Here is an 18,101-nt window from a genome sequence, read left to right on the forward strand (position 1 = left end):
GCTTTTCCTCGTTGCGTAGAGTTTTTCGCTGATTTTCGGGTCCTTTCTTTTCATTTTTGCTTTACAGTGCCGACTTGCGGTTTTTACACCGTGTGTGGTCTACCTCTACTGTGGTGAACGTTCTCAAACGGCGGGAATACCTGGGGCATACTGTCAACTTCAAGACACGCAAGCACTTTAAGGATAAGAAAAGTCAGATACTCTCATTGGCGGTCAGGAGAAAAAGTGTGGCATAAAGCTGGGGTGTGTTCCGGCCCTTGCCATAGTCCATCTCGGCCAGCATACGACAAAAATGGCGGTAGTGCTGCTCGTCCTGCGTGAGCGTGGCGATCTGATAGGCCGGGGTGAGGGCGATTTTTTTATCGTCCACCATCTACATCAGCTCCAGCACAAGGTCGGTCAGAACCATGTAGTTACGGACGGTATCGCCGCTCATGCCCATCTGTCTGCCGATTCATCATCACTGCGTAACTTCGCCGAAATTTTCGGCGAAGTTGAATCTGTCCGCGCGCCCTGCCGCTTGATAGCCTCGTACTTCATTTTGATGGCCTTTGCTTTCTCGCGCTGGACATTGGAATCTACCATGAGGATAACAGCAGTGTCGTAGTCCACATTGCGGACTACACAGGGTATGGCCGCATAGCGGGAATAGTTCGTCCAAAAAGATTTGTACGATTGTCTCACCCGTCTGTGAGGGCATGGTTTCGTCGGTGTTCTTCTTTTGAGCGGTGTCAAGTTTCGCACTCAAACCTTATCCCCTCCGAGCATGAAAAAAGGGCGCTCTAAATTAGGAAACGCCCGCTAAAATGACTGTTGCTATTCAGTTTTTAGGGGTAAATATCGCTGCGTGATGGCCCGCAAACCGTTAATATGACTGGATTTCTTCAAAAAACGCTGTAAGAGCATTCGCGCCATCCTGCGAATATAAAAAAGATATTCGCTTAAAAGCCTAGATTTGAAAAGTGCAAAAGCGTCTATGCCAAAAGGTTGCTCTGTTTTTCCGGCAGGAACTGAACCCTCCATAACAACATAATCATGTAAGGCAAGAGAACCAGCGAAGGAAAACTGCTGGTCTTTTTGTGTATAGGGGCGGCAGACCGTTGCTACCTACATAAGGACGGATTCGGTTGCATACATACCAGTCTCCGGGAATCAACGCCCAAATAAGCTAAAGGCACCTTTCAATGTATCCGCAGGTGAAGGGAAAGAAGTCAAATCTCTTTGTATCCGTGTGGCGGAAACCATGGGCTTCATACCAACGGCGCAGAATCTGATTTTCCTCCACGATGCCCAAATGCATCTTCTTATATCCCAGCCTTTTCGCGGTTTCCAGGGAATGGGCCAGAAGTTCCTCCCCTACTCGCTGATGCCGGCGGGCTGGAAGCACGCATAAATTGTTCAGCTCACAAGAACAGCCTTCCTCCTGGAGAAAAAGAGAGTAAAACCCGGCCAATGCGCCGTCCTGAAAGAAGCCATACATAGGCCTTTTCTCCTGCAACAGCTGTCGGCGAAGCCGTTCCTCAGTAACTGCAAAAGCCGTAAATCGGGGAGCGTTTTGAGCGGTCAACCCCAATTCCTTTGCCACAGTAGAAAAGCTCTCCCAGATCACACTGACGCACAGGGAAATATCTTCTAAACCGATTGCCCTTATTTGGGAAACATTCATGAGGCCCTCCTAAAAGTGCTACCGGAGATGCTAAAATTTCCGGAACCGCTGGTATCGGGCGCGCAGTAACTCGTCAATGGGCGTAGCCGAAAGCTGGGGCAGCAGATCCGCCAAACGGCTTTTAATGTCCTCATAAGCCTGGTCAAAATCTTCCTCAGCAATCACCTGCTCCACAACTCCCAGTTCCCGCATATCCTGAGCGGTAAGGCGCAAGCACTCTGCAGCGTCTTTCACCCGCTTGGCGTCCTTCCATAAAATACTGGCGCAGCCTTCAGGAGAGATCACCGAGTAGACCGCGTTCTCCAGAATCCAGACCTGGTCTGCCAAGGCCAGCGCCAGAGCGCCACCACTACCCCCTTCTCCAATGAGAATAGCAACCACCGGCGTGCGCAAGGAGGACAGTTCCATCAGGTTTTCCGCAATAGCCTGGCCCTGGCCCCGTTCCTCTGCTCCAAGGCCGCAGTAAGCCCCAGAAGTATCCACAAAGCAAACCACCGGCCGGTGGAATTTTTCCGCCTGTTTCATCAGACGCAAAGCCTTCCGATACCCCTCCGGGTTGGGCATTCCGAAGTTCCGCCGGAGGCGCTCTTTGGTGTCTGTTCCCTTTTCAATGGCAATCACTGTCACTGGATTATTCTCCAGAATCGCCAGTCCGCCCACTACCGCAGGATCGTCGGCAAAACGCCTGTCGCCGTGGAGTTCTATAAAGTGCTCGAAAATATTCTCAATATAAGAAACTCCCGTAGGCCGACCCTTGGACCGAGCCGATAAGATCTTGTCATATGCGCTCATAGCATTTCGCCCCCTGCCTCGTCAAATATCATACTGCCTGGGACATGCACCCGCAGCAGCTGCGTAATCACTTCCTTCTGCTGGGCACGGGGGACGATCAGGTCCACAAAGCCATGTTCCAGAAGAAATTCCGCTGTTTGGAAGCCCTGTGGCAGTTTTTTGCGGATGGTCTGCTCAATTACCCGCGCGCCGGCAAAACCGATGGTTGCCCCTGGCTCGGCCATAATAATATCCCCGTCCATGGCAAAGCTGGCAGTCACGCCGCCGAGGGTGGGGTCAGTGAGCACCGTAAGATAAAAGAGGCCCGCAGCGCTGTGCCGCCGGACGGCCGCGCTGGTTTTCGCCATTTGCATCAAAGAAAGAATACCTTCCTGCATTCTGGCGCCTCCGGAAACAGTGAATCCCACCACCGGAGCCCCCAGCTCAGTGGCAATCTCAAAGAGCCGGGTGATCTTCTCTCCCACCACAGTACCCATGCTGCCCATCATAAAATTGGGGTCCATCACAAACAGGGCGCAGGGTTGGCCGGAAATTGTGGCAGTGCCGCAGACTACCGCATCCTTTTCCCGGGAGGAGAGCTTCGCATTGCGCAGCTTTTGATCATAGCCGGGGAAATCCAGAAGGTCCCGGCTGAGAAGATCGCCGTCCAGCTCTTCAAAGCTGCCCTCGTCTGCAATATAGGCAATGCGCTCCCTGGGTCCTACCCGGAAATGGTATCCACAGGCTGTGCAGACGTTCATGTTCTCCTGTAAATCGCTTAAAGGCAGCTGCACGCCGCAGCGAGGGCACGCGCTGTGGATTCCGGCGTCCTCAGCCTCCTTGCCGCCCTTTTCCAGCTCATTCTGCGGCGAGCGGAACAGTCCCATCAAATTCATATGGTATATGCTCTCCTTCCCTGGGGATTGGAAATTCTAAGGCTTTTGCCCTGTCTATTGCCTGGAGTGGAAGAACTTCATGAAGTCGGTGAAATACTCCCCGGCCCGGAACCGCCTGTCTCGGACGATTTCGATTTGGTCCTCAATATTATTGGAAACCCCGTCCACAATCAGCTCGCACAGGGCGGACTGCATCTTGCGGATGGCCTCCTCCCTGGTAGAGGAATAGACAATTAATTTTCCCAGCATAGAGTCGTAGTAAGGCGTGATATCATAGCCCTGATACAGGTAGGTGTCAAACCGTACCCAGGGCCCCCCCGGCGGGTGGAAAAACTGGATTTTCCCCGCGTTGGTGGCATTGATCCGGCATTCAATGGCAGCGCCCTGAATCTGGATGTCCTCCTGGGTAAAGTCCAGAGGCACCCCGGCGGCAATCCGGATCTGCCATTTTACAATGTCGATCCCGGTGACCAGCTCAGTGACGGGATGCTCCACTTGCAGGCGGGTATTCATCTCCATAAAATAGAACTGTCCGGCCGCGTCCATGAGGAATTCTACTGTGCCAGCGTTCACGTAGTTGGCGGCTTTGGCGGCTTTGGCGGCGGCTTCTATCAGCTTTTTTCGAACGGCTGGCGCCACCCCCGGGGAGGGGGACTCCTCAATGAGCTTCTGGTTGTTCTTTTGGATAGAACATTCCCGCTCTCCCAGGCAGACAGTGTTTCCATTCTGGTCTGCCAGCAGCTGAACCTCTATGTGTTTCACCGGATTCAAATACTTTTCCATATAGACCCGGCCGTCCCCAAAGGATTTCTCCGCTTCGGAAGAAGCGGTCTGAAAAGCCCGCTCCAGATCTTCCGGGTGATCTACCAGACGGATCCCCTTGCCCCCGCCGCCCGCGCTGGCCTTAATCATCACCGGATACCCTAGAGCCTGGGCGGCAGCTTTGGCGCTGGCGATGTCAGGCAGGATATCGGTGCCTGGTGTGGTGGGCACGCCGTTTTCCCTCATCAGCCGGCGGGCAGCCTCCTTATCCCCCATTTTGGAGATAACCTCTCCGCTGGGTCCGATAAAAGTCAGGCCATGCTGGCGGCAGAGCCCGGCAAATTCCGCATTCTCCGACAGGAATCCATAGCCTGGATGAATCGCCTGGGCTCCTGTGGCCAGAGCCGCGCTGACCACCCTGCGGGCATTGAGATAGCTGTCCTCCGCCCGAGCCCCTCCTACGCATACCGCCTGGTCTGCCAGCGCCGTATGCAAGGATTCCTTGTCCGCCTGGGAATAGATGGCTACTGTAGAAATGCCCATCTCCTTACAGGCGCGGATGATGCGGATGGCAATTTCCCCCCGGTTGGCAATTAAAATTTTTGTGAACATTCTGCCCACCCCTTCGGTTTTGCTCTTACTCCGCCTTCACCAGGGCGAAGGAAAATTCCGCCGTCACGCAGAGCTTGCCGTCTACGCTGCCGGTGCCTTTTGCAAAGTAAAAGTTTCCCCGGCTGCGGGTGATTTCACATTCCGTCTCAAATACATCCCCGGGTTTGACCTGTCCCCGGAATTTCACATTGTTCAGCCCGGTATAAAGAGGGGTCATCCCCTCCGCCTTGCCAATAAGCAGCACACAGGCGGACTGGGCCAGCATTTCACACTGTATAACGCCGGGAACCACGGGATTCCCCGGGAAATGTCCCTGCAAAAAGAACTCGTCGCCCCGCACCCGATATCTTCCCCGGGACTTGCCGTCTACCAGCTCTACCTCGTCTACCAGAAGCATAGGTTCTCTGTGGGGAAGGATGGATTTGATTTCATCTCTGTTCATGATGTCCTCCTCCTGGAATTCCTTAGGGCGCAATACGGAACAGGGGCTGATTATACTCCACCACCTGTCCGTTGCTCACGCAAACTTCTACTACCGTGCCGTCTACCTCTGAGGGAATCTCATTCATCAGCTTCATCGCCTCAATGATGCAAAGAGTATCCCCCCGGCTCACCTTGCTTCCCACGTCTACAAAGGGCTCGCTTTCAGGCGAGGCGGCGGCGTAAAACACTCCCACAGTAGGTGAAAGCACCAACGCGCCTTTTTGGGGCGCTGGCTCCGGCTCCACAGGGGCAGTGGCAAAAGGAGACGCAACCGCTGGAGCGGGCGCCGCTGGATTCAACCCGGTCTGGCGCTCCAGCTTCAGGCTGACGCCCTCCTGGGATAGCTCCAGGGCGGTTAAGCCCGTCTCCTTCATCAATTTCGCCAAGGTTTCAATCGATTTTATATCCATAGAATCACGTTCCTCTCTTAAGAGACTATAACGTTGGGATGGTATGGGTTGAGCTATCAGAAAGTATACTTTATCTAGAGTAATACGGTGTGGCCTTCGCCGCAAAGAACTCGGCTACGGCGCTTAGGGGCTCCGCCCCTAAGTACCCCGCCACTTTTGAAAAAGTGGACAAAACTTTTACCCTGGTTAGCTTTGACCGGTCCAGCTGGTCAAAACTTGGCAGCGCCAAGTTTGCAGCTGGCCGTCGTGTGGGGGTGAGCGTCTGCCGGTGGCAGACAAGCTGCGAACCGACCGAGGCGGTAGCCGAGACTCGCGGAGCCCCACGGTCCTGCCCTTGACCTTAACACCTAAGAAGCGCATTTTTTGAAGGTGAATTGGCACGTAGTGCCAAGAGGAAACGGAGAGTTCATCTCGCCGTGCGAGATGAATCTCTTTTGCAACTGAGAAAAAAGTTTCCTAATCCCCGAACCAGCCAGCTCTGGGCGCAAGCAGAAAGCCAACTTTCACGCCTAGCCCTGTGCGCTCCTCCGTGCCATCGCGCACACTCACGCACCCATATAAAACTATCAAAAAGTATAGTGCGTCTTGCTGCCTTACCCCTCACACTTCCGGAAAGCCAGATAGGCGTTATGCCCACCGAAGCCCAATGATGCTGATAGCGCCAGCTCAATGTCCGCCTCTCTGGCCAGATTGGGCACATAATCCAGGTCGCAGGCCAGGTCAGGTTCCTGATAGCCAATGGTGGGGGGAACAATTCCCTCCCGCAGGGTCATGGCGCAGGCAATTGCCTCTACAGCCCCTGCGGCCCCCAGCATATGGCCGGTCATAGACTTGGTAGAGCTGACCATACAGGCTCTGGCGACCTCCTCGCCCAGCCCCTTTTTGATTGCCAGCGTTTCACAGGCATCATTCAAGGGGGTGCTGGTGCCATGGGCATTGATGTAGATCCGGTCTGGCCGCTGACAACCGCCCGCCTCCTCATAGGCCAGCCGGAGGGCTCTGGCGCCTCCCTTGCCCTCTGGGTCTGGGGCGGTAATATGGTGGGCGTCGCAGGCAGCCCCATATCCGCAGACTTCCGCATAAATAACGGCGCCCCGGGCCTTGGCGTGTTCATATTCCTCCAGCATCAGAGCGCCGGCGCCCTCACCCATGACAAAACCGTTCCGGCGGGCGTCGAAGGGGACGCAGGCACAGGTAGGATCCTCTGTGGTGGAGAGGGCTTTCATATTGGAGAAGCCGGCCAGCCCCAAAGGCACAATGGCTGCTTCCGCGCCGCCTGCCAATACGGCGGAAAGATAGCCGTGCTTGATCGCCCGGTAGGCCTCGCCAATGGCATTGTTGCTGGTAGCGCAGGCTGTTACCGAAGAAACCGCCGCACCCTGAAAGTTATGCTTGATGGCGATCAGACCCCCAGCCATATTGATAATCAGTGCCGGGATAAAAAACGGAGACACCCGCCGGGGACCCTTTTCCAGCAGAGCCTTCTGCTGCTCTTCAAAGGTTCCGATGCCGCCAATGCCAGACCCAAAATATACGCCGATTTCCTCCGGCGACAGGGTTCCCTTGATGCCGCTGGCCTCCACTGCCTGAGCGGCTGCGGCCAGAGCATACTGGCAGAAGAGGTCGTATTTCCGTAGGTCGGATTTATCCATATGCAGCAGGGGGTCGAAGTCCTTGACCTCCGCCGCCACCTTCACCTTATAATCCGTGGTGTCGAATCTGGTGATCGGGCCGATGCCTCCCTTGCCGGAGATCAGCCCCTGCCAAAAGCTGTTCAAATCGTTGCCAATAGGCGTTATGGCGCCCATGCCGGTAATCACAACTCGGTTCAACAAAACTCATCCCTTCCTAAGGCCGCAGAACACTGAAAAGACTGGCGGCAAAGCGGCCCTGCTATATTGTAACTCTTTTTGTCTCAAATTGCAATACCACAAAATCTAGTTTTTGAAATCGGATTAAATATTTTTTTATATCACGTAGCAAGGCCGCCATCTACCCGCAGGGTTTCGCCGGTAATATAGTCGGACTCGGGGGAGGCCAGGAACAGGGCGGCGTTGGCCACGTCCTCGGGAGAGCCCATTCTCTTCATGGGCACCTGGAGCAAAAGCGGGTTATCTTCTTTGATGTTCTTGGTCATATCTGTAGCAATAAAGCCGGGGGCGATGCAGTTGCAGCAGATGCCCCGGCTGCCCAGCTCCTTGGCAACGGACTTGGACATGCCGATCAGCCCGGCTTTAGAAGCGGAATAGTTCACCTGGCCGGCGTTTCCCACCAGCCCGGCGATGGAGCTGATGTTGATGATCTTGCCGGAGCGACGGCGCATGAAATCCCGGTAGCAGGCGCGGATCATGTGGAACGCGCCCTTGAGGTTGATGTCCAGCACCATGTTGTAGTCCTCGTCCTTCATGCTGACCATGAGGCCGTCCCGGGTGACGCCGGCGTTGTTTACCAGGATGTCCACCTTACCCAGGTCCTTGCCCACAGCGGCTACGGTGTCGTTACAGGCGGTTTCATCCCGCACGTCGCAGACATAGAGCTTCACCCGGCGTCCCAGGACCTCGATCTCCTGAGCGGTGGACAGGGCGGGCTCTTCGGGCCCTACATAGGCGATGGCGATATCCGCGCCGTTTTCAGCCAGCTTCAGGGCAATGGCCTTTCCCAAGCCCTGGGAACCCCCAGTCACCAGCGCGACTTTTCCTTCCAGCTTCATAACAGATCTCCTCTCTTTCCTTAAGACCTTGGAGGCTCTGCCTCCAAACCTCCGCAACCTTTGAGAAAGGTAAGACTTCGTAGAACGAAGTCTACGAAACTTTTACCCACTCCTCATTTCATTCGTCGTGAACGTTTTACAGGTTTTAGCTCAGCTAACCAACGTAAAAGTTTTGCTCGAGCTTTTTCAAAAGCTCGTGGGAGTTTGAGGGGTGAGTGTCTGCCAGGGGCAGACAAGCTACGAACCGACCGAAGCGACAGCTGAGACCCAACGCCCTCAAGGTCTTTCTCTTGACCTTTACTCCCTTTACTCCTAAGAAGCGCAATTTTTGCAGGTGGTGAATAATAGGTTAACACTCGCTGCGCTCGGTTAACTATCCGAGTTTTGCAAAGCAAAACTCTTGCAAGAGGGGTGCGGAGAGTTCATCTCGTGTAACGAGATGAAACTCTTTTGCAACTGAATAAAAAGCACCCCTGGGAACACTCCCAGCCATCCTGACCGGAGCCGCCCCCGGCACGCACCTCGTGCGCCTCGCCAAGGGGTGGGCGTACGCCAGCGGCTGCGAACCAGCCACGCCGGGGAGTAAGCCCCCTCACCACAAATAAAAACATCCCTACCGCGCGCCCAGAGCCTCCAGAGCCGCGTTCAGCGTCTCTTCGTCCTGGACCTGGAACACACGGGCGGTTTTCACCGTCTTTTTGACGAGGCCGCACAAGGTCTTGCCCGGGCCGCACTCCAGGAAGGTGTCCACGCCCGCCGCCGTCAGAGCCTCCAGGGTCTCCTGCCAGCGCACGGGGCTCTTCACCTGGTTCACCAGCAGGGACCGGGCGTCCTCCCCATAGGGCCGGGCGGTGAAATTGGCGTATACCGGCAGCCGGGGCGGAGCGAGCTCCATCCTGGCCAGAACGCCCTCCAGCTCCCCGGCGGCGTCCTCCATAAAGGGAGAGTGGAAGCCGCCGCTCACCGCCAGGGGTGCGGCCCGGCCTCCGGCCTCCTTCACCTTCTCCAGAAAAGCCTTCAGCTGCTCCGGCTCGCCTGCCACAACCAACTGGCCGGGGCAGTTGTAGTTCACCGGCCACACCTGAGAGAATCCCGCGCAGAGCTCCTCCACTTTCTCATTGGGGAGTTTCAGCACAGCCGCCATGCTTCCCGGATGGGCCTCCGCCGCCCGCTGCATGGCCTCCGCCCGCTTACAGACGAAATCGAACCCGTCCTCCGGGGAGAAGATCCCCGCGAAAGCGGCAGCAGCGGCCTCCCCCAGGGAGAATCCGGCGGCGAAATCCGCCTGGACGCCCCGCTCCTCCAGGGCCCGGGCGGCGGCCAGATCCACGCAGTAGAGGCAGGGCTGGGTGTTTTTGGTGAGGGAGAGCTCCTCCGCCGTCCCCTCAAAGCACTGGGCCGAGGTGCCCGGACGCAGCCGGTCGGCCAGCTCGAACACGGCCCGAGCGGCGGGGCTGCACCCGGCCAGAGACTGGCCCATGCCGGGATACTGGGCCCCCTGGCCCGAGAATACGAACGCGATTTTACCCATTCTTTTTCTCCGTTTCCGTTTTATTCTTTTCCAATTCCGCGAGAGCCTCCTGGATGCCGCTCTTCATGGCGTTGCGCGTGCCCACCTCCAGATGCCACAGAGTGTCCTTGATGGCCTGGGCCACGGCGGACCTGATGATGGCGTAGAGAACGGCGCAGAAAATCACCAGGCCGATCAGATAGATGACGAGAGAGACTAAAGCATCCATTTTGGGGCCTCCTTTTTGTCTAGAGTGTACTTTCTGAGAGTAATACGGAGTAGCCTTCGGCAAGGTCGTGGGGTTTCGCGAGTCTCGGCTACCGCCTCGGTCGGTTCGCAGCTTGTCTGCCACCGGCAGACGCTCACCCCCACACGACGGCCAGCTGCAAACTTGGCGCTGCCAAGTTTTGACCAGCTGGACCGGTCGATGTTGTTCACTGTAGCATTCCAAGCTAACCAGGGTAAAAGTTTCGTCCACCTTTTCAAAGGTGGTGGGGGTGGAGGGGGCAAAGCCCCTCCCCGCCGGAGGCCATCAACACGCTCCTACAACAGCCACTGGCCGGCGGTTTTCAGCACTTCCTCCGCCTCCTGGAACATCTCCCGGATGATCTCTGCGGCGGGCTGCTCCTTGTTCACCATGCCCGCGATCTGCCCGGCCAGGAAGTCGCCGGTTTTCTCGTCTCCCTCCACAGCGGCCCGGTAAAGCGCCCCCCGGCCCATGGCCTCCAACTCCTCGTCGGAGATCTGGCTGTTGTATTCAGCCTTGAGGAAGTCCTTCGCGAACTGGTTCTTGATCTGCCGCACCGGGTGCCCCAGGCGTTTGCCGGTGGTCATTGTGGCGATGTCGTTGGCCTTGAGCACCTTTTTCTTGTAGTTGGGGTGTACGCCGCACTCGTGGGCTACCAGGAACCGGGTGCCCACCTGGACCCCCACGGCCCCCAGCTGGAAAGCCGCCGCGATGCCCCGGCCGTCGCCGATGCCCCCCGCCGCCAGCACGGGGATGCCCACCGCGTCCCGGACCTGGGGGACCAGCACCATGGTGGTCAGCTCCCCCACATGCCCGCCGGACTCGCCTCCCTCCGCGATGACGGCGGAGGCCCCGGCCTTTTCCACCAGCCGGGCCATGCTCACGGAGGCCACCACGGGGATCACCTTGATCCCGGCCTCCCGCCACATGGGCATGAATTTCGACGGGTTGCCTGCGCCGGTGGTCACCACCGCCACGCGCTCCTGGGCCGCCAGCTCCGCCACCTCCCCGGCGAAGGGGGACATGAGCATGATATTCACCCCGAAGGGCCGGTCCGTCAGGGAGCGGCAGAGGTCGATCTGCTCCTTGAGATATTCCGCGTTGGCGTTCATGGCGGAGATGATCCCCAGGCCCCCGCCGTTGGAGACCGCAGCGGCCAGCTTTCCATCGGAGATCCAGGCCATGCCGCCCTGGAAGATGGGGTATTCAATCCCCAGAAGATCGCATAAAGGTGTCTTGATCATAGCGCTGCTCCCTTACCATAGATTAGAATTTTCCTCCGAAATTTTTATGAATATTTGGGGGCCTTCGGGGGCAAAGAAGCGGTCTCGCCTCTCGGCTCGGTCGGTTTGCGGCTTGTCTGCAATACTTGGCTTTGCCAAGTATCCTGCAGAATGCTCACCCCCTGCGATTGTCATCCCCAAGCCCCACCAGGGGCCAAACTTGGCACGTCCAAGTTTTCCGCCCCTGGACCGCGCAATTTACCATCTCACAAGCTATACATTGTTTTTGAAGTCCAGTACGGCTTCTCAGTCTTTCCATTTTATCACGCAGGCCGCGCTGGAGAGCCCGCCCCCAAAGGCGGCCAGCACCACATAGTCCCCCGAAGAGATCAACCCGGACCGGACCGCCTCGTCCAGCAGAATGGGCTCGCTGGCGGAGGAGGTGTTGCCGTATTTCTCAATATTGGTGAGGAACCGGTCCGCCGGAATCTCCGGCAGGCGGCGGCGTGCCTCGGCGATGATCCGCAGATTGGCCTGATGGGGAATCACGGCCTTCACCTGCTCCCCGGTGATCCCGGCCTTCTCCATCACGGAGCGGATGTCCGCCACCATGGAGGTCACCGCGAACTTATAGGTGTCCTGGCCCTTCATGTGGACGCAGCTCTTGCCCCGCTCCAGCTCATAGAAGGGGGAGTTGTCCCAGGCGGTGGGAATGCTGATGATGTCGTCGCCGCCCTTGGTGTGCAGCTCGCTGGAGAGGTAGCCGTCTCCCTCCCCCAGCACCGCCGCCCCCGCGCCGTCGCCGAAGATGCAGCAGGTGGACCGGTCGGTCCAGTCCAGGAGGCCGCTCATCCGCTCCGCGCTGACCACCAGCACTTTTTTCACGACCTTCCGGGCAAAGAACCCCGCCGCCACGTCCATGGCGAAGAGAAAGCCCGGGCAGGCCACGTTCATGTCAAAGGCCGGGCAGGCGGCCCCCAGGCGGTTCTGCACCATGCCCCCCAGGCCCGGGGAGATGGTGTCCGCACTGATGGTGGCCGCGATGATCAGGTCCAGCTCCTCCGGCCGGACCCCGGCGGCGTCCAGAGCCCGGCGGGCGGCCTCCACCCCCAAGTCCGTGACGGTTTCCGTGGTGCACACATGGCGCTCCTTCACGCCCACCCGCTGGGTAATCCACTGGTCCGAGGTTTCCACCATGCGGGAGAGCTCCTCGTTGTCCACCACCCGGCTGGGGACAAAGCTGCCGGTGCCGAGAATTGTAAAACTCATTCCAATCTTCCTCTCCGCCCAAAGAGGCAAAAGCGGGCACTGCCTTGGGAAATGGGCCGTTTTTCTCTGAGTACTGTGATAACCTTTTTATTTTAAAGGATTTTCCCGAATTTGTCAATCGTTTGGAACAACTTGAAAAGTGTCCAAAGGGCATGCTTTGGCCTCTCACGGCCAGTCGGTTAAAACCATTTTACCTTCATCACAAAGTTCTTCGCGTTCCCATATCCGGCCTTGGCATAAAAATGCTCGTGCATCTGGCCGTTGACCGCGCTGAGCTCTATCCCCGCCGCGCCCTGTTCCCGGACCCGGCGTTCGGCTTCCGCCAGCAGGGCGGAACCCAGGCCACTCCCCTGACGGGCGCGCTCAATGACAATTTCCTCCAAGATAAAGGAAACTAGGTCGTCGTATTGCTTGAAATAGCCCATGGCAAAATCTGCCGGTCCCTGTTCGTCCTCCAGAAGCAGACCGTAGCCGCCGTCCATGCCCAGCACCTGCCGGATCCGCTTTCCGGCGGTTCCCGGGGTCCACTGGCACTCCTCGCGGGTGTTGTAGTAGTCGATATACAGGGGCAGCACCCTTTCCACGTCCTCCATCTTCATTTCTCGATACATGGTATCCTCCTTTCAGCCAGGCAGTTTCACAATATTCAGCACAATTCCTTGGGGCGTGAGGTCAATAGTACCATAGGTAGGCTCCCATCCGCTGAGCCGGCCGGGATTCATGATGTAAAGCCCGTCCTCATAATCCTGCCTGGGCTGGTGGGTGTGACCGAAGAGCACCACCCGGGCTTTACGGTCCCTGGCGGCGGAAAGAATCTCATAGTCCCCGGACTTCACCCCGAACAGATGGCCGTGGGTAAAAAAGAGCTTTCCCTGCTCTGTCTCATATTCGCCGGTGGGGGGCAGGGCCGAACCCCAGTCGCAGTTGCCCCGGACCTGCAAAAAGGTTTTCGCTGGGAAAGACGGCCTCACATAGTCTACATCGTCCCCGCCGTCTCCCAGATGGATGACGATTTCCGCTTCCGGCTGGGCCAAAATGGCCCGGCGCAGGCTGCTGGAATCCCCGTGAGTATCGGACGTTACTAAAATTCTCATACATCTCCTCCTAAAAACAAGTGTGTAGAACGGCAGAAAACCGGTGTTCCAAGGCCACGAGGAATCATCCGGGAGGGACCTGCATATGATGGGTTGAATGGAAGGGAGGGTTTCACATGAACAATGGCAATCAAATGGACAACAGCCGCTTGGAAGCGCTGCTGAAAATAACGGCCCAACGGATGGGTTCCACGCCGGAGGCACTGAAAAAAGCGGCGCAGAACGGCAACCTGGCCCAGGTTTTGAACGGCGTCAACCAGAGCGAGGGAGAGGCCATGCAAAAGGTGCTCTCAGATCCGGAGGCGGCGAAAAAGCTGCTCTCCAGTCCCCAGGCCCAAGCTCTGCTGAAAATGTTGCAGGGCGGAAAATAGGCAGAAATCCAGGCGGTTCCGGCAGGAAGGGGGCGGGGTCCATTGGACGACTTGAATCAACAGCTGAACCAGCTTTTATCTGATCCTAACAGCATGAAACAGCTTCAAACGATGCTCCAGTCATTGGGGCTGGGGGGCCAGGGAACGGGAAACGCCGCCCCTTCCCCTCAGGCGCCGGGAGGGAGCGCTTCCCCTCCTGCGGCATCCCCAGCGGCTTCTGGAGAGGCCGCGCCATCCGGCGCTGCCAACGGCGGGAGCGCGCCGGATCTCTCCGCCCTTTCCGGTATCTTAGGCGCGCTGGGAGGATTGGGAGGCCTGGGGGCGCTGGGCAGTCTGGGGCAGTCCCAGAACGCTCAGCCCGCCCAACCGGGAACCGCCCTGGGCGTTCCGGGGGCGGACGCCCTGGCTATGGCGGCAAAGCTGGCTCCGCTGTTGGGCCAGCTCAACCAGGAGGACGACTCCACCCGGCTGCTCCGGGCTCTTCGGCCTTTGCTCAGCGAGGCCAAGCGGAGAAAAATCGATGAGGCCATAAAAATTCTGCATCTGATGCGGATGCTGCCCCTGCTGCGGGATATGGGCGGTCTGCCAGGACTGCTATAATTTAACACGGTTCAAAAGAGGGAAAAGGCCCCTTCTGAACCAGGCAGGGAGGTAGATACCTCCTGAGCAGCCCGCCTTGAACACCGCAAAATACTGATTTTTAAAGCGCGTTTACTACGAAAAGCACCAAAGTCGGCGGCGCTTCCCCATAGGTGGGAGCGATAACAGGAAGGAGGAAGCGGGAGTATGCCGGATATGGATATGAAGCGGATGCAGGAGGAAGCGGCCCGGCGGGCCAGGGAGATGCAGTCCCGCGCCCGGCAGAACAGACCCAGGACTTCCCCGCCTCCGGGTCAGAACCGAGAGCCCCCGGCGGCTCCCGCGCCTCCGCCTCCTTTGCCGACCGCGCCGCCAGAAGAACCTGTCCGGCAGGAATTACCGTTTCCGCCGGCACAGCAGCAGCCGGCCCCCGGCGTCCAGGAACTGTCCCCACCCGCCAGCCTGCTGGAGGAGCTTTTCAAGGACCGGGAGCGCACAGTGCTTTTGGCCCTTCTGCTGCTTTTGGGAGGTGAGGGCGGAAACAACGAGCTCATGTTCGCTCTGCTGTTTTTGCTGCTGTAGACCAAGGCAGCGGGGGCCTTGCCGAAAGTCATCATCGTGCTCCTGGGCTCACTTTAAACCGCCGCTTTCGGCAATCACCCCGCCGCCCACCACGATATCTCCATCGTAGAGCACCACGGCCTGGCCCTTGGTGATGGCCCGCTGGGGCTCGTGGAACCGCACCTCTAACTCGTCCGGGCCAGTCTGGACTACCATGGCGGGCTGTTCCCTGTGGCGGTAGCGGATCTTTGCGGAGAGCTCCCTGGGCTTTGGAATACTCTCCACCGCAATCAGGTTTAAGTCCCGGGCGATGAGGCGGTCCATAAACAGCTCCCGGTGCTCCCCCAGCACCACCTGGTTCTTCTCCGGGTCGATGGCGCACACATACATGGGCTGGGGAAAGGAGAGCCCCAGGCCCTTCCGCTGGCCCACCGTGTAGTGGATAATCCCCTTGTGCCGGCCATAGACCTGCCCGCCGGTACCGGTAAAATCCCCTGGCTTGGCGGGGATCCCGGTACAGCGCTGGATGAATCCGGCGTAATTCCCGTCGGGCACAAAGCAGATGTCCTGGCTCTCCGGCCGGTGGGCATTGGCAAAGCCCGCCTCCTCCGCCAGAGCCCGCACCTGGGGCTTGGTGAGTTCGCCCAAGGGAAGCAGCAGCCGGGAAAGCTGAGCCTGGGTCAGGTTATAGAGGACGTAGCTCTGGTCCTTATCCTGGTCCAGGCCTTTTTTCAGCAGCCAGCGGCCGGTGGAAGGGGAGAACTCCACCCGGGCATAGTGGCCGGTGGATATGTGGGTGCATTCCATCTCCTCCGCCCGGCGGAACAGCTTGCCCAGCTTCACATACCGGTTGCAGTCGATGCAGGGGTTGGGGGTTTCCCCCCGCTGATAGGCTGAGATAAACCGCTCGATCACCTCCCGGTGGAAGTCTGGAGCAAAGTTGAACACATAGAAGGGGATCCCCAGGCGGCGGGCCGCGTTTCTGGCGGTCTCTACGCTTTCCAGGGAGCAACAGGCCTTTTCCCCCCGGAAAGACTCTTCAGCTTCGTCCGCCCCCTCCCCGGAAAAGAGCCTAAGCGTGGCGCCTATTGCCTCACAGCCCCGCCTTTTCACCAGCAGAGCCGCTACGGCGGAGTCCACTCCCCCGCTCATCGCCACCAAAACTTTCCTCTGAAAGGGGGAAATGCCGGTGCTCATAGAGCGGAGCAATCCAGGCCCTGGCCGTTCTCCTGGAAGAAGGCCTGGAGTTTTTCCCGGATCAGGGCCACACCACCGGGAACCGCGCTCTCCATATTTACCGGCAGGATGGGGTCGTGGACGGAAAGCCGAACCAGGAACCAACCCTGCCCTTGGCCCTCCGGGAAGGACACCCGGATGCCCTCGAAGTTGTCCGGGGCGATCTGCCAGTCCTGGGCTTTGGCGTAGGCCTCTAAGGCGGCGATCACCCCTTCGCCCCGGCAGCGGAAATCCGGGTCCAAAATAGGAAGGCGCACTTCGGCGGCCTCGGCGGGCTCCTCCAGAGAAGCCAAAAGATCCTCCAGTTCCCTGCCCTCCCGGCGGAGCGCCGCAACCTTGATAAGGATCTTTGTCACCAGATAGGCGCCGTCGTCCAGGAAATGATTCTCCCGCAGGGCGGCATGGCCGCTGGTCTCAATGGCCAGAGGGCAGTCCACCCCTTGGGCGTTCAGCCGCAGGGCCTCGTTGATGACGTTTTTATAGCCCCGGCGGAAACGCCTGTGCACACCGCCCAAAGCCTCCTTAATATATGTGTGGAGGCCGTCCGAGGTGATGGAGTCGGTGACCACCGTGCCGCCGGGCGCATTTTCCAGAGCGATGGCCGAGGCAACCGCCACCAGCCGATTGCGGTTGATCTCCCGCCCCTGGCAGTCCACCACAGCGGCCCGGTCCACGTCGGTATCAAAGATGAGGCCCAGGTCCGCCCCAGAGGCTGTTACCGCCTGAGAGATGGAATTCATGGCTTCCGGGTCTTCCGGGTTGGGGATATGGTTGGGGAACCTGCCGTCCGGCTCCAGGAACTGGCTGCCGGAGATGTCCGCGCCCAAGGGCTCCAGCACGTCCCGGGCGTAGAAGCCCCCGGCCCCGTTGCCCGCGTCCACGGCGATCTTGAACCCTGCCAGAGGATGCTGGTAGTCCGAGGCGTTCACCCCCTCCTGGATGATCCGGCGCAGATGGGCGGCGTACTGGGCCATGTGGTCCACGGGCTCCCAGGACCCGCCGTCCATGGGGGGAGGACAGGCCCCCTGCCCGGCCAGCTCCAGAATCTCCGCGATATCCCCGCCGTCCAGACCGCCGTCCGCCGTGAAGAACTTCAGGCCGTTGCGGTGGTAGGGGTGGTGGCTGGCGGTGATCTGCACGGCGCAGTGGCAGGGCAGGTCCAACACCGCCATAAACATGGAAGGCGTGGAGGCCAGGCCGCAGTCGAAACATTTCACGCCCCGGGCCAGAAAGGCCTCCTTCAGCGCCTGGGCGATCCGGGGCCCGGAGAGCCGGGAGTCCCGGCCCACGGCCACAGTCAGGTCCTTCGTGGGAATATTGAGACGCTTTTCGCACCAGACTAGAAACGCCGAGGCAATGTCCCCCACGGCCCGGTCCGTAAGCTGCACCGGCGCGCCGGGGGTCTCGATGGCTGCGCCCCGCACGTCGGTGCCGCTCTTCAAAGAGAGATAATCCACCTTGCCAACTCCTTTTGTGGTTTTATTTTTTCTATTGTACCAAAAAGAGGGAGCGGAATCAATCGCTTTCGCGGGAAAACTTCATGTTCCGGCCCCGCGCGTCGCTCTTGACCGCCCTTGCGGGGCTGTGGTATAATGGGAGCGGAATATTATAGCTGGTTCCGGGACTAGGGAACTTTTTTCTCAGTTGCAAAAGAGATTCATCTCGCACGGCGAGATGAACTCTCCGTTTCCTCTTGCCGCT

19 protein-coding genes and 2 pseudogenes are annotated in these 18,101 nt (G+C 58.6%); 4 read left to right on the forward strand and 17 right to left on the reverse strand.

Features of this window, described 5'->3' with window-relative positions; genetic code table 11:
* Positions 1–95 precede the first annotated feature (95 nt).
* Positions 96–206 (forward strand): annotated as a pseudogene (locus tag D7X94_RS19710) (recombinase family protein); the annotation flags it as partial.
* Here the strand turns inward: D7X94_RS19710 and D7X94_RS18820 are convergent.
* From D7X94_RS18820 to D7X94_RS16505, 15 genes are all read right to left on the reverse strand, one after another.
* Entirely contained in the window at positions 194–373 is a 180-nt protein-coding gene (locus D7X94_RS18820) for a hypothetical protein (RefSeq protein WP_199715154.1), read from the reverse strand. The pseudogene D7X94_RS19710 and the gene D7X94_RS18820 sit on opposite strands and share 13 nt — an antisense overlap.
* A 795-nt stretch (positions 374–1,168) precedes the next feature.
* Positions 1,169–1,666 (reverse strand): GNAT family N-acetyltransferase, encoded by a 498-nt coding sequence (locus tag D7X94_RS16440; RefSeq protein ID WP_120428781.1) that lies wholly within the window; start codon positions 1,664–1,666, stop codon positions 1,169–1,171.
* 30 nt (positions 1,667–1,696) lie between these two features.
* Entirely contained in the window at positions 1,697–2,458 is a 762-nt protein-coding gene (locus tag D7X94_RS16445; RefSeq protein ID WP_120428782.1) for an acetyl-CoA carboxylase carboxyltransferase subunit alpha, read from the reverse strand.
* Positions 2,455–3,333, reverse strand: a complete 879-nt coding sequence (gene accD, locus D7X94_RS16450; protein WP_199715156.1) for an acetyl-CoA carboxylase, carboxyltransferase subunit beta — start codon at positions 3,331–3,333, stop codon at positions 2,455–2,457. Before accD ends, D7X94_RS16445 begins: the two co-directional genes overlap by 4 nt.
* A gap of 54 nt (positions 3,334–3,387) precedes the next feature.
* Entirely contained in the window at positions 3,388–4,707 is a 1,320-nt protein-coding gene (locus tag D7X94_RS16455) for an acetyl-CoA carboxylase biotin carboxylase subunit (RefSeq protein ID WP_120428784.1), read from the reverse strand.
* A gap of 25 nt (positions 4,708–4,732) precedes the next feature.
* A complete protein-coding gene (gene fabZ, locus D7X94_RS16460; protein ID WP_120428786.1) occupies positions 4,733–5,149 on the reverse strand; it encodes a 3-hydroxyacyl-ACP dehydratase FabZ in 417 nt (138 codons plus the stop codon).
* Between the two features lie 22 nt (positions 5,150–5,171).
* A complete protein-coding gene (gene accB / locus D7X94_RS16465; RefSeq protein ID WP_120428788.1) occupies positions 5,172–5,600 on the reverse strand; it encodes an acetyl-CoA carboxylase biotin carboxyl carrier protein in 429 nt (142 codons plus the stop codon).
* Between the two features lie 593 nt (positions 5,601–6,193).
* Positions 6,194–7,435, reverse strand: a complete 1,242-nt coding sequence (gene fabF / locus D7X94_RS16470) for a beta-ketoacyl-ACP synthase II (RefSeq protein ID WP_120428790.1) — start codon at positions 7,433–7,435, stop codon at positions 6,194–6,196.
* Between the two features lie 137 nt (positions 7,436–7,572).
* On the reverse strand, positions 7,573–8,310 hold the full coding sequence (gene fabG, locus D7X94_RS16475) for a 3-oxoacyl-[acyl-carrier-protein] reductase (protein ID WP_120428792.1): 738 nt from the start codon (positions 8,308–8,310) through the stop codon (positions 7,573–7,575).
* Between the two features lie 613 nt (positions 8,311–8,923).
* Positions 8,924–9,841: an ACP S-malonyltransferase gene (locus D7X94_RS16480; protein WP_120428794.1), complete on the reverse strand. Its 918-nt coding sequence runs from the start codon at positions 9,839–9,841 to the stop codon at positions 8,924–8,926.
* The gene (locus D7X94_RS16485; protein ID WP_120428795.1) at positions 9,834–10,049 is read right to left on the reverse strand and encodes a hypothetical protein; all 216 of its coding nucleotides are present in this window, start codon (positions 10,047–10,049) and stop codon (positions 9,834–9,836) included. Before D7X94_RS16485 ends, D7X94_RS16480 begins: the two co-directional genes overlap by 8 nt.
* A 314-nt stretch (positions 10,050–10,363) precedes the next feature.
* Positions 10,364–11,311, reverse strand: coding sequence for a nitronate monooxygenase (locus D7X94_RS16490; RefSeq protein WP_120428802.1), 948 nt, complete (start codon positions 11,309–11,311; stop codon positions 10,364–10,366).
* A 285-nt stretch (positions 11,312–11,596) separates the two neighbouring features.
* On the reverse strand, positions 11,597–12,559 hold the full coding sequence (locus tag D7X94_RS16495) for a beta-ketoacyl-ACP synthase III (RefSeq protein WP_120428804.1): 963 nt from the start codon (positions 12,557–12,559) through the stop codon (positions 11,597–11,599).
* Between the two features lie 179 nt (positions 12,560–12,738).
* Positions 12,739–13,170 carry a GNAT family N-acetyltransferase gene (locus tag D7X94_RS16500; protein WP_120428806.1) on the reverse strand — a complete coding sequence of 144 codons (432 nt, stop codon included), beginning with the start codon at positions 13,168–13,170 and terminating at the stop codon, positions 12,739–12,741.
* A gap of 12 nt (positions 13,171–13,182) precedes the next feature.
* Positions 13,183–13,653: a metallophosphoesterase family protein gene (locus D7X94_RS16505; RefSeq protein WP_120428807.1), complete on the reverse strand. Its 471-nt coding sequence runs from the start codon at positions 13,651–13,653 to the stop codon at positions 13,183–13,185.
* 113 nt (positions 13,654–13,766) lie between these two features.
* Here D7X94_RS16505 and D7X94_RS16510 point away from each other — a divergent pair.
* From D7X94_RS16510 to D7X94_RS16520, 3 genes and pseudogenes are all read left to right on the forward strand, one after another.
* Positions 13,767–14,024: pseudogene (locus D7X94_RS16510) on the forward strand (hypothetical protein); the annotation flags it as partial.
* Between the two features lie 42 nt (positions 14,025–14,066).
* Positions 14,067–14,624 carry a hypothetical protein gene (locus D7X94_RS16515; protein WP_120428811.1) on the forward strand — a complete coding sequence of 186 codons (558 nt, stop codon included), beginning with the start codon at positions 14,067–14,069 and terminating at the stop codon, positions 14,622–14,624.
* Positions 14,625–14,810: 186 nt separating this feature from the next.
* On the forward strand, positions 14,811–15,185 hold the full coding sequence (locus tag D7X94_RS16520; protein ID WP_120428813.1) for a hypothetical protein: 375 nt from the start codon (positions 14,811–14,813) through the stop codon (positions 15,183–15,185).
* Between the two features lie 48 nt (positions 15,186–15,233).
* On the opposite strand, the gene mnmA is transcribed toward D7X94_RS16520, so the two are convergent.
* A complete protein-coding gene (gene mnmA, locus D7X94_RS16525) occupies positions 15,234–16,361 on the reverse strand; it encodes a tRNA 2-thiouridine(34) synthase MnmA (protein WP_120428815.1) in 1,128 nt (375 codons plus the stop codon).
* Positions 16,358–17,857, reverse strand: a complete 1,500-nt coding sequence (locus D7X94_RS16530; protein WP_120428817.1) for a phosphomannomutase/phosphoglucomutase — start codon at positions 17,855–17,857, stop codon at positions 16,358–16,360. The genes mnmA and D7X94_RS16530 overlap by 4 nt, the downstream gene beginning before the upstream one ends.
* Positions 17,858–18,101 lie beyond the last annotated feature (244 nt).

Origin of the sequence: Acutalibacter sp. 1XD8-33 (assembly GCF_003612555.1) — a bacterium.
GTDB lineage: Bacteria > Bacillota > Clostridia > Oscillospirales > Acutalibacteraceae > Acutalibacter.